At 71.0% G+C, this 12002-nt stretch carries 6 protein-coding genes; 5 read left to right on the top strand and 1 reads right to left on the bottom strand.

Annotation, left to right across the window (positions count from 1 at the left end):
- Position 1: 1 nt before the first annotated feature.
- Entirely contained in the window at positions 2–1228 is a 1227-nt protein-coding gene (locus ACZ7KF_RS08850) for a DNA sulfur modification protein DndB (protein ID WP_471070493.1), read from the bottom strand.
- 263 nt (positions 1229–1491) lie between these two features.
- Here ACZ7KF_RS08850 and ACZ7KF_RS08855 point away from each other — a divergent pair, with 263 nt between their 5' ends.
- From ACZ7KF_RS08855 to ACZ7KF_RS08875, 5 genes are all read left to right on the top strand, one after another.
- Entirely contained in the window at positions 1492–3681 is a 2190-nt protein-coding gene (locus tag ACZ7KF_RS08855) for an N-6 DNA methylase (protein ID WP_471070495.1), read from the top strand.
- A gap of 134 nt (positions 3682–3815) precedes the next feature.
- Positions 3816–5807: a type I restriction-modification system subunit M gene (locus ACZ7KF_RS08860; RefSeq protein WP_471070497.1), complete on the top strand. Its 1992-nt coding sequence runs from the start codon at positions 3816–3818 to the stop codon at positions 5805–5807.
- A 107-nt stretch (positions 5808–5914) separates the two neighbouring features.
- Positions 5915–7063: a restriction endonuclease subunit S gene (locus tag ACZ7KF_RS08865; RefSeq protein ID WP_471070499.1), complete on the top strand. Its 1149-nt coding sequence runs from the start codon at positions 5915–5917 to the stop codon at positions 7061–7063.
- A complete protein-coding gene (locus ACZ7KF_RS08870) occupies positions 7060–10242 on the top strand; it encodes a type I restriction endonuclease subunit R (protein WP_471070501.1) in 3183 nt (1060 codons plus the stop codon). Before ACZ7KF_RS08865 ends, ACZ7KF_RS08870 begins: the two co-directional genes overlap by 4 nt.
- 203 nt (positions 10243–10445) lie before the next feature.
- The gene (locus tag ACZ7KF_RS08875) at positions 10446–11990 is read left to right on the top strand and encodes a serine/threonine-protein kinase (RefSeq protein ID WP_471070953.1); all 1545 of its coding nucleotides are present in this window, start codon (positions 10446–10448) and stop codon (positions 11988–11990) included.
- The last annotated feature ends 12 nt before the right edge of the window (positions 11991–12002 follow it).

Consider the following 12002-nt stretch of genomic DNA (forward strand, 5'->3'; position numbering starts at 1 on the left):
GTCAGAGGCCGCGGATCTTCCGGCCCGCCTCGGTCACGGGGTAGAGGATCGCCTCGGCGACCCGGCCGCCCGAGTCCTTCACCCCGCCGCTGAAGTTGAGGCGGCCGGAGGTGCCGGCCTTGGCGGCGACCCCGTCCCAGTACGTCGCCTCCCGCTCCCAGCGGATGCCGTCGAGGAGGCGGACCAGGTCGTCCGTGCGGAAGGCGGTCGCCGGGTCGGCCCACGGCATGGTGTGGTGCGCGGCGATGCCGATCCCGGCGAGGACGGCAGGCGCGGTGATGGCACTGCGCTCGGTGAAGTCGCGGGCGTGGCGGGCGATGAGCTGCCCGAGGACCGGTACGACGGCGGCCTCCACCTGCTCGGGCCGGTACCCCGCCGGCAGCCCGTCCTCGTGCACGGACTCGGCGGACCGCTGGAGACCGTTCCGCCCGTAGAGCGCGGTGACGACGAGGGCGCGCAGCGCGGAGAGCGTGACCACCTCGTGGTCGCTCGCGGACACCTGCCGCTTGCTGCCGTTCACGAGCCTGGCGAACGGCACCCGCTGCCCGTCGACGTCGACCTTCACCGAGTCGGCGACCAGGTGGGCGAGCCGCGTGCCGAAGTCGCGCTGGTCCATGGACATGGCGAGGTTCTTGGCCACGTCCACGCCCTGCACGTTGCGGTCGTAGAAGATCTGCCGCGCGTCGGCGGGGGCGAGGTCGACGTAGAGCTCGAACGGGAGGCGCACCTGGGCGAGTTCCGGGTAGGTCAGGCCGTGCGCCTCGGGCTCGTCGTAGAGGTCGTGCCAGGCGGTGGTCTGGGTTTCGCCGTCGATGGCGACGACCATCGTGCCCGGCGCGACGGTGAGGGTGCGCAGGCCGCTGCCGGGGACGAGTTCGTCGCTGATGGCGGCGAGCGGTCCGGCATGCCACAGGGTGATGGGCGGCGTGGACCAGGCGGCGCCGAGTTCGCCCTTGAGGCCGGCGGCGATGTACTCGGCGTACGGGCCGACGTTCCTGCCCTTCTGCGACGACTTCAGCGTGCGCTGCACGGTGGCCCGCAGCTCGGCGTGCCGGCGCACCAGTCCGGAGGCGGCCTTGAGCTTGCGCGGATCCTCCTCGGCGCGGGGCGAGGGCACGAGCTGGACGAGCGTCGGCACGGACATCGTCCCGACGACGGCGTCCGCGCGGAACGGCATGACGGTGAGCTGGGTTCCTTCGACGACGGCGGTCGGCATGGTGAGGCGCACGGGTCTCCCCCCGGAGTGCTTCGAATCGGGCGCGCAGCGGCGCCCGCGGCGGTGTTGCGCGGTGCGGTGACGGTGAACGAGCGGCGCACGGATGGGCGCGGCACACGGCGCTGCGGGCCGGGCGAGGCCCGCCGAGCGACGACTCCCACTGGAAGCACGACCAGATAAGCACTGCCTTGAAAGCACTGTCAAATGCGTTGACAGATTTGACGCGTGCTGTAGGTTGTTAACATCTGCCGACCGAGAGGCCCAGGTCTTCCGTCATGCCCCAGCCATCCGCCCAGGTGACCGCCGCCGAGATCTCCCGCATCGCGGGAGTCACGCGCGCCACGGTCAGCAACTGGCGCCGTCGGCACGAGGACTTCCCCGCGCCGTCCGGCGGCACGGAGAGCAGCCCGTTGTACGACCTGGAGGCGGTGCGCGCCTGGCTCGCCTCACGCGGGCAGGCCTCGGCGGCCAGCCCGTCGGACGAACTGCGCACGACCCTGCGCATCCACACCTGGGAGAGCGGCGGCGGCACGTCCGACCTGCTGCTCCTCGCCCTGGGCGCGGCGCGCCACCCGGCGCAGGAGCTGACGGCCGCCGCGCGGCTGCCGGACACGGACCTCGTCGCCCGCGCCGAGCGGGACGCCGCGGCGGTCGCCGGAGCCGTGCCGGGCGCCGACACCGTCCACTTCGGGGCGATCGACGCCGCCGTGCTGCGCTCCCTGTACCTGTGCGTACGCGACGAAGGCGCGCAGGCCGCGGTGGGCGTGCTCGCGACCCGCGAGCTGGAGGACAGCGCCGTGACCGGCGCGTACCGGACTCCCGAGCCGCTCGCGGACCTCCTCGCCCGCCTGATCCCGGGCACCCCGGCGCGGGTGCTCGACCCGGCCTGCGGCAGCGGCAGCCTGCTGACGGCCGCCGGGCGGCGTGGCGCGCGCGAGCTGTACGGCCAGGACGTGCTCACCGTGCAGGCCCGCCGCACCGCGGTGACCCTGATGCTCACGGCACCGGAGGCCGAGGTCACCGTCCTCGCCGGCGACACTCTCCGCGCGGACGCCTTCCCCGGTCTGCTCGCCGACGCGGTGCTGTGCAATCCGCCGTTCGGCAACCGGGACTGGGGGCACGACGAACTCGCCTACGACCCGCGCTGGGCGTACGGGGTGCCGGCCCGCGCCGACTCGGAGCTCGCCTGGGTGCAGCACGCGCTCGCCCACCTGACACCGGGCGGGTACGCGGCGGTGATCCTGCCGCCCGCGATCGCGGGACGCGCGTCCGGGCGGCGCGTACGAGCGGAGCTGGTACGCAGCGGCGCGCTGCGCGCGGTGATCGCCCTGCCGGCCGGCGCGTCGGTGCCGCTGCACATCGGGCTGCAGATATGGATTCTGCAGCGGCCCGAACCGGGCGGCGCGGAACGCAAGTCCCTGCTGTTCGTCGACACCGCGGAGGCGTCGGCCTCGGGGGCGGGGGCGGGGGGCGCGTCGGCGGCCGCGTCCGCCCGCACCCGGGGCGGCAGCCGCTCCGCCTCCGTGGACTGGGCGGCGATCGGCGAGCAGGCTCTCGGCGCGTGGCAGGCGTTCCTCACGGACCCGGACGCGTTCGAGGGCGAGCCCGGGGTGGCCCGAGCGGTCGGCGTGGTCGACCTGCTGGACGACCTGGTGGACCTCTCCCCGGCACGGCTCGTACAGGCCTCGCGGGCCCCGGTCGACCCGGCCGAGCTGGCCGCGGAGGCCGATGCCACTCGCCGGGACCTCGTCGAGGCAGCCGCGGTCCTGGGCCGAGCCGCCGCCTACGAGGACTGGCGCGCATCGGGTCCCGCGACCCGCGAGTGGCGTACGGCGACGGCGTCCGACCTGGCGCGCGGTGGCGCGCTGATGCTGCTGCGGACGCTGCCGGAGGGCGCGCGGGGCCGCGGGGGCGACGGTGACCACGGCGGCGACGGCAACGGCGGCGGCGAGCTCACCGGACGTCCGGTGCTGACCGCCTCGGACCTCGCGGCCGGCTCGGGCCCGACCGGCGACGCGGCCGACATGCGGACGGAGTCCGCGCCGGTGATCGAGGCCGGTGACGTGCTGGTCCGGGCGGTGGCGAGCGGGTCGGGTCCGGCGGCGCGGGTGGCCGGAGCGGAAGCGGCCGGTGCGCTGCTCGGCCGGCACATCCACCTCTTCCGGCCCGACCCGGCCCGCCTGGACGCGTGGTTCCTCGCCGGGTTCCTGGGCGCGGAGGAGAACATCGCGAGTGCTTCCACGGGCAGCACCATCCGCCATGTCACGCCGGGCCGGCTGCGCGTACCGCTGCTGCCGCTGGAGGAGCAGCGGCGGTACGGCGAGGCGTTCCGCCGCGTGTACGAGCTGCGGGCGGAGGCCCAGCGGGCGACACGGCTGGCGGAGGAGACGGCGCGGCTGCTGTCGGGCGGGCTCACCGGCGGCCAGCTCCTCCCGTCGCGGGACACGGAGCCGGAGCGGCAGTAGGCGTCCGGGGTGGCGATTCGCCCCCTTTTGCACACGCGCCTTCACCCGTGGACGACAATGGTCGGACCGCCCCGTCCGCTCAGGCGGGCCGGGTGGTGGGGTCGGGACATTTCGGAAGGAACCCGGGGATCCAGTTGAACAGCAGTAAGCACACGGAGTTGGCGAACCACGCGTGGTCCGTCGCCGACCTCCTGCGGGGGGACTACAAGCAGTCCGACTACGGCAAGGTCATCCTGCCGTTCACGGTGCTGCGACGCATTGAGTGCGTGCTGGAGCCGACCCGCGACAAGGTCGCGGAGATCGCGGAGCAGCACAAGGACAGCGGGATCGACCCGGACCGCTTCCTGCGCCGGGCCTCGGGCCACTCCTTCTACAACAGGTCCGGCCTGACCCTGAAGAAGATCGCGGACGACCCGCAGAACGCGGCACGGAACCTTCAGGTGTACGTGGGGGCGTTCTCCGACAACGCGCGGAGCGTCCTGGAACGCTTCGAGTTCGCCCAGCAGATCAAGCGGCTGGACAGCGCGGGGCTGCTCTACCAGGTCATCGGCAAGTTCACCGACCTCGACCTGCGTCCCGAGGTCGTGCCCAACCACAACATGGGCTACATCTTCGAGGAACTGATCCGCCGCTTCGCCGAACAGTCCAACGAGACGGCCGGTGAGCACTTCACCCCGCGTGAGGTCATCCAGCTGATGGTGCGGCTGCTGGTCGCCCCGGACGGCGACGCGCTGCACCTGCCGGGCGCGGTCCGCACGGTCCTCGACCCGGCTTGCGGCACGGGCGGCATGCTCTCCGCGGTGGACGACCTGATCAAGGACCTCAACCCGGACGCCACGGTGGAGGTGTACGGGCAGGAGCTCAACCCCGAGTCGTGGGCGATCTGCCGGTCGGACCTCATGATCAAGGGCCAGGACCCGGAGAACATCGCCTTCGGCAACTCCTTCTCCGACGACGGCCACGCCCGCAAGACCTTCGACTACATGCTGGCCAACCCGCCGTTCGGCGTGGAGTGGAAGAAGGTCAAGGACGAGGTCGAGCACGAACACAAGGCACTGGGCGAGGCCGGCCGCTTCGGCGCGGGGCTGCCGCGCATCAACGACGGCTCGCTGCTGTTCCTCCAGCACATGATCGACAAGATGAAGCCGGTCGACGTGAACGGCGGGGGCGGCTCGCGCATCGCGATCGTCTTCAACGGCTCGCCGCTCTTCACGGGCGCGGCCGGCTCGGGCGAGTCGGAGATCCGCCGCTGGATCCTGGAGAACGACTGGCTGGAAGGCATCGTCGCCCTGCCGGACCAGCTCTTCTACAACACCGGCATCTCCACGTACTTCTGGATCCTGACCAACCGCAAGAGCCCGGACCACAAGGGCAAGGTCGTCCTGCTGGACGCCCGGGACCAGTGGCGGAAGATGCGCAAGTCGCTCGGCGACAAGCGCAAGGAGCTGGGCAAGGACCACATCGCCACGGTGGTCAAGCTGTACGGCGAGGCGCTGGCGGTCGCGGGCGACGCGGAACACCCGCTGCACGGCAAGGTGAAGGTCTTCCGGAACGAGGACTTCGGCTACCGGCGGATCACGGTGGAGCAGCCGCTGAGGCTGCGCTTCGAGGTGACGGAGGAGACCCTGGCGGCGCTGGAGGCGTCCAAGGCGATCCAGAAGCTGCCGCAGGCTTCGGCACTGGCGGACGCGTTCAAGTCCCTGACGGGCACGAGCTGGGGCACGAAGCAGGAGGCGTGGCTCGCCCTGAAGGACGCGGTGGTGCGGGCCGGCGAGACGTGGCCCGCGGGTGCGCCGTTCAACAAGGCGCTGCGTGAGGTCGTCGGGGTGCGGGACCCGGAGGGCGAGGTACAGCGCGTCAAGGGTCAGCCGGAGCCGGACGCCGAGCTGCGGGACTTCGAGAACGTGCCCCTGGGCGAGGACGTCGAGGAGTACCTGGAGCGCGAGGTCCATCCGCACGTGCCGGATGCGTGGATCGACCACGGCAAGACGAAGATCGGGTACGAGATCCCGTTCACGCGGCACTTCTACGTGTACCAGGCACCGAGGCCGCTCGTGGAGATCGACGCGGAGCTGAAGGCGTTGGAGGCCGAGATCCAGGGCCTGTTGGGAGAGGTCACGCGGTGACGACAACCCTTCCCGCGGCGTGGGCTACCCGCCGGGCCCGTTTCCTCTTCCCTCGCCGCGATGTGCGGGGAGCGGACGCGCCACTGGCTTCCGCCACGAAAGACGGGGTGACGCTGCGCAGCGATCTCGACTTCTCCGTGTGGAACCCCGACTCGGACGTCAGCAACTACAAACTGGTGGAACCGGACGACTTCGTCATCGGTCTCCGCTCGTTCCAGCACGGCATCTCGCACTCGACGGTGCGCGGCCTGGTGAGCCCCGCCTACACCGTTCTGCGAGCCGTCCCGGAAGCCGATCCTCGCTTCTACAAATACTACTTCCGCTCCAGTCTGCTCATTTCCCAGCTGGCCAACATCACCCAGGGGATCCGGCAGGGCCAGGCCATCGACGTGGAAGCCTTCCAGAACCTGGGGATCCCGCTGCCGCCCTTGGCGGAGCAGCGCCGCATAGCCGACTTCCTCGACATCGAGACCCGGCGTACGGACCGGCTCAGAGCGGCTTCCCAGCGGCAGTCGGCGCTCCTGGAGGAGTGGCTCACGGAGCAGCTGAGGCAGCTCACGACGTCCGCCGGCCACCCCGAGACGACCTCCACCGGAGTGCCGTGGATGCCGGACATGGCCGCGGGCTGGCGCCTCCACAAGATCGGCAGAGCTTTCCGCACGGGAAGCGGAACCACTCCCCGGTCCAGCGACACCGCGTACTTCGACGGCGAGCACGCCTGGGTCAACACCGGTGACCTGCGGGACGGCTGGGTGACCGAACCGAGCAAGACCGTCACCTCGAAGGCGCTCGCCGACTACCCCACCCTCAAGATGTACGCACCGGGCAGCCTGGTCGTGGCCATGTACGGCGCCACGACCGGACGTGTCGGCATCCTGAGCGTTCCGGCCTGCGTCAACCAGGCCTGCTGCGTGCTGTCCGGGACCGGCGCGGTCGATCCCGAGTTCGCGTTCTTCTGGTTCCGCGCCCACCGTCCCGAGATCCTCGGCCTGGCTTCGGGAGGCGGTCAGCCGAACATCAGCCAGGACCTGGTGAGGAGTCTGCGGATTCCGGCTCCGGCCGAGGACGAGCAGCGTCGCATCGTCCGCACGGCCAGGGAGTGGCAGCAGCACATCGCCGCTCAGCAGAGGCTCCAGAAGCGAAGGGCCGATCTCCTCACGGAGCGCCGCCAAGCCCTCATCACCGCGGCCGTGACCGGCCAGTTCGACGTGACCACCGCCGACGGTCGTCACGTGACCGAAGGAGTAGCCGTATGAGCCCCGTCCACGACGAGTCCTCCTTCGGGTCCGCCATCGTCGCCGCTCTGTGCGAACGAGGCTGGCGTGCGGCGAAGCCCGAGGACTACCAGGCCGATCTCGGACTCGACACCAACGAGCTGTACGAGTTCATCCGCGAGACCCAGCCCGACGAGTGGAGCGAACTGCTCACCGTCTACGGCGGCGACCCCCACGAGGCCCGGCGCGGCTTCGCGCAGCGCCTCGACCGGGCCATCGCCGACGACGGACTGCTCCACGTCCTCCGCAACGGCGTGAAGGACCGCGGAGTCCGTCTCCGCGTCGCCTACTTCAAGCCCAACCTCGTCTCCGCCGACTCCGTCCTCGACGGCTACCGGGCCAACCGGCTCACCGTGGTCCGGGAGCTCCGCTACGCCACCAAGCAGGCCGACCGGGGGCGCGAGCTCGACCTCACCCTGTTCCTCAACGGCATCCCCGTCGCCACGGCCGAGTTGAAGAACCCCCTCACCGGGCAGGGCGTCGAGCAGGCCAAGGAGCAGTACCGGACCGACCGGGACCCGACCGAGCCGTTCTTCACGCGACGCGTCATCGCGAACTTCGCGGTCGACCCGGACCTGGTCTTCGTCGCCACACAACTGCGCGGCAGGAGCACCCGGTTCCTGCCCTTCAACACCGGCTCGAACGGCCCCGGCCTGCCCGGCGGGGCCGGCAACCCGGCGCCCACGGCACACGGCACGTACGCCACCTCGTACCTGTGGGAGCAGGTCTGGCAGCGGGACAACTGGCTGGACCTCCTCCAGCGCTTCGTACACCAGCAGAAGCACAAGACGCCCGGCGGCGGCACCACCAAGTCGACGATCTTCCCGCGCTTCCACCAGTGGGACGTGGTCCGCAAGCTCACCGCGCACGCGTCCGTCCACGGCGCCGGCCAGAACTACCTGATCATGGCCTCCGCCGGTTCCGGCAAGTCGAACACCATCGGCTGGCTGGCCCACCGCCTCAGCGACCTGCACGCCCGCAGGGATCCGCACGTCCTCAGACCCGACGCCCTCGCCGACGGCCGTATCAAGCCCGGCGAGCCCGTCTTCGACAAGGTCGTCGTCATCACCGACCGCCGTGCTCTGGACGCCCAGCTCTCGGCGACGGTCGGCAGCTTCTCGCAGACGGACGGCCTGGTCGTGAAGGTCGACGAGAAGCACGGCGCCAAGAGCGAGCAGCTCGCCCGCGCGCTCTCCCGGGACACCGGCAAGATCGTCACGGTCACCCTGCACTCGTTCCCGGCGCTGCTGGACTACATCAAGCGCAACCCCACGGAGATCAAGGGCACCCGCTTCGCGATCATCGTGGACGAGGCGCACTCCTCCCAGTCCGGCGACGCCGCCACGGCCGTCAAGGCGGCCCTGCGCGACCTCGGCCTGGACGCGGACTCGGACGACGAGGGCGCGACCACGGTCACCGTGGACGACCGGCTGAAGGCGAAGGCGGTGGAACGCTCCCGCGCCGCCAACCTCTCCTACTTCGCCTTCACCGCCACGCCCAAGTCCAAGACGCTCGAACTCTTCGGCACGGAAGGCGTGGAGAACGGCAAGCCCGTCTACCGGCCCTTCCACACCTACTCCATGCGCCAGGCCATCGAGGAAGGCTTCATCCTCGACCCGCTGCGCAACTACGTCACGTACAACACGTACTGGAAGCTGGCGAACCTCAACCGCGACGAGAAGGAGGTCGACCCCGCCAAGGCGAACAGCCTGCTCGCCCGGTTCGCGCTCATGCACGAGCACACGGTGTCCCAGCACGCCCAGGTGATCGTCGAGCACTTCGTCGCCCACACCCGCGGCCGGCTCGGCGGACGCGCCAAGGCCATGGTGGTCACGGCCTCCCGCCACTCCGCCGTGCAGCTGGCGCGGGCCATCCGGAGTTATCTCGCCGACGTCGCGTACGACACCACGTACCCGGACCTCGGCGTCCTGGTCGCCTTCTCCGGGTCCCTCACCATCGACGGCGAGGAGACCACCGAGACCAAGGAGAACGGCGGCCTCCCGGAGAGCGCGCTGCCGAAGGCGTTCGGCTACACCCGCGCCGACGACAAGGCCGCGCAGGCCGGCGGCAAGGGCCGGCAGGAGTACCGGATCCTGGTCGTCGCCGAGAAGTACCAGACCGGCTTCGACCAGCCGCTCCTGACGACGATGTACGTCAACAAGACGCTGACCGGCATCGCCGCCGTGCAGACCCTGTCCCGCCTCAACCGCACCGCGGAACGCAAGTCCCAGGCCGACCTCGCCGTCCTGGACTTCGTCAACGAGGCCGAGGACATCCAGGACGCCTTCCGCCCGTACTTCGAGGAGGCGCACACCCTGCCCTCCGACCCCAACCTCCTCTACACGGCCCAGAGCCGCGTCATGTCCGTGCCGGTCGTCTCCGAGCAGGACATGGACGAGTTCGTCGCCGCGTACTTCGAGGCGCAGGAGAAAGCGGCCGGCTCCCCGTCCCGGTGGGAGAAGCTCCACGCCGAGCTGTACCGGCTCCTCTCCCCCGCCGTCACCCGCTTCACCAAGCTCCTGGAGAGCGAGGAGGAGGACGACGTCGAGACCGCCGAGGGCTTCCGCGCCGACCTGACCGACTACGTCCGCAAGTACGGCTTCCTCGCGCAGATCGTCCCGTACCAGGACGCCGAGTTGGAGCGCCTCCACCTCTACGGGCGGTACCTGCTCAACCGCCTCCCGCGCCTCGCCGACGGCGGGGTCGACATAGGCGAGGTCGACCTGAGCCACCTGCGCGTCGAGAAGACCGGCGAGCACGACGTGTCCCTCAGCCCCGAGGGCGCGGCCGAGCTCAAGGGCTTCGGTGACGGGGCGGGCGGCGGCAAGGACGCCGAGAAGTCACTGCTGTCGGAGCTGATCGAGAAGTTCAACGCCCGGTTCGGCACGGAGTTCACCGAGGAGGACGTCCTCCCGGCCTTCAACGCCACCAAGGAGGACCCGAAGGTCCGGGCCGCCGCCCTCGTCAACGACGAGGAGAACTTCGGCATCGTCTTCGACAGGAAGTTCGAGGAGAACATGATGGACCATGTCTCCACGATCGAGACCCTCGGCAAGCGGTACTTCGGCACGGACCGGGACTTCAAGTCCAACCTGGACCGCAGCGCCCGCCGTGCGGCCTGGCGGATGATCCGCCGGGAGGAGGGCCTGGAGGACATCTGACACGCTCAGGGCCAGGTGGCGTGGGTCCCCGTCCCGCCACCTGGCTGGACGCGCGAAACCCGCACCCGGGAAACTGAGTGCCGAGCACATCCAAGAGCGAAGACCACTTCGGACACTCGACGGGGCGGGGCGGGGACCAGGTGCCGGACGCACAACGGATCGCGGGACGCTACGAGCTGCTGGAGCAGTTCGGACACGGCGGCATGGGAGACGTGTGGCGCGGCTACGACGCCGTCCTGGACCGGCCGGTCGCCGTGAAGCTGATCCGTCCGCAGGCCGTGACGTCGCCGCACGCGGCGGAGGAGTTCGAGAAGCGGTTCCGGCGCGAGGCTCGGATCACCGCACGGATCCAGCACCCGGGCGTGCCGCAGGTGTACGACGCCGTCCTCGACGAGTCGTACGAGCAGCTGTTCCTCGTGATGGAACTGGTCGACGGGGTGCCGCTGACCGCGTACGTGCATCCGGACCGGCCTCTCCCCGTCAGCTGGGCCGTCGCCGTGGCGGCACAGGTGGCGACCGTGCTGTCGTACGCGCACGACGTGCCCGTGGTGCACCGTGACCTGAAGCCGGGCAACATCCTCGTCGCCCGGGACGGCACGGTGAAGGTACTGGACTTCGGCATCGCGGCCATGCTCCGGACGGACGTCACCAAGCTGACCGCGACGGGCAGTCCGATCGGGACGCACCAGTACATGGCGCCGGAACAGGTGCGCGGCGGCCGGGTCACGCCGCGCGCCGACCTGTACGCCCTGGGATGCGTCCTGCACGAACTGCTCCGCGGCCGGCCGTTGTTCGACGGGGACAGCGAGTTCCAGCTGATGATGCAGCACGTCAGCGCGGCGCCGACGCCCCTGCGTCAGCTCCGTGCCGACGTGCCGGAGGCCCTGGAGGAGCTGGTCCTGGACCTGCTCCGCAAGGCGCCCGAGGCGCGACCGGCGGATGTGCAGGAGGTGTACGAGCGGCTGCGGCCGTTCCTGCCCCCGCCGGGCGAGGAGTCGGCGCCGGAGGAGGCGGGGCCCACGGGTGCGCCCGACCCGACCGGCATCTTCCGCCGCCCCTACGCTCCCCGTTCCCGCGCCGGCGCCGGCAGCGTGCGGTCCGGTGCGTCCGGCGCCGTGTCCGACGGGCCGCCGGTCGTTCCCGCGGCCGAGCGGGAGGCGCTGCGGGAACAGATCCGCGAGGTCCAGGCGCACTACCTGGCCCTGATGGAGGAGGAACGGTACGCGCAGGCCGCCGAGGTGGTGGACGAGCTGATCGAGCCGGCCGCACGCGCCCTCGGCTCGGAGAACAAGGCGGTCCTACGGCTGCGCACGTGGCGGGCGGTCAGCCGCCAGCTGGCGGGAGACCACCGCGCGGCGCTACCCGAGTTCGAGGCACTCGCCGACGCCTTCGCGCGGGTCAGCGGACCGAGCAGCGAGGACGCGCTGAACAGCCGGGCCCAGGCGGCCCGCTGCCGCGGTGAACTCGGTTACGTCACCGAGGCGCTGGCCGGGCTGAACCACGTCCTCGACGTCGTGCGCGCCGTCGACGGCGACATGAGCGAGAACGCCGTGGAACTGCGCCGCGACATCGGCATGCTGCTGCTCGCGCAGGGACGGACGGCGGACGCCTTCGACGTCCTGGACCCGCTGCACGCGGATCTGTGCCTGGTGTTCGGCCCGGCCGACGAATTGACCGCCGAGGTGGCCGAGACACTGGCCGTGATCCGTCTGGACATCGACGGCGGCGGGCTCGGCTCCCCTTCCTGACCTGGACGTCGT

It is taken from the genome of Streptomyces sp. NPDC038200 (assembly GCF_055600785.1).

What these genes read in the sequence shown, in the direction of transcription:
- ACZ7KF_RS08870 (WP_471070501.1), top strand. Translation starts at nt 7,060, where the DNA reads ATGAGCCCCGTCCACGACGAGTCCTCCTTCGGGTCCGCCATCGTCGCC.
- ACZ7KF_RS08875 (WP_471070953.1), top strand. Translation starts at nt 10,446, where the DNA reads ATGGGAGACGTGTGGCGCGGCTACGACGCCGTCCTGGACCGGCCGGTC.
- ACZ7KF_RS08855 (WP_471070495.1), top strand. Translation starts at nt 1,492, where the DNA reads ATGCCCCAGCCATCCGCCCAGGTGACCGCCGCCGAGATCTCCCGCATC.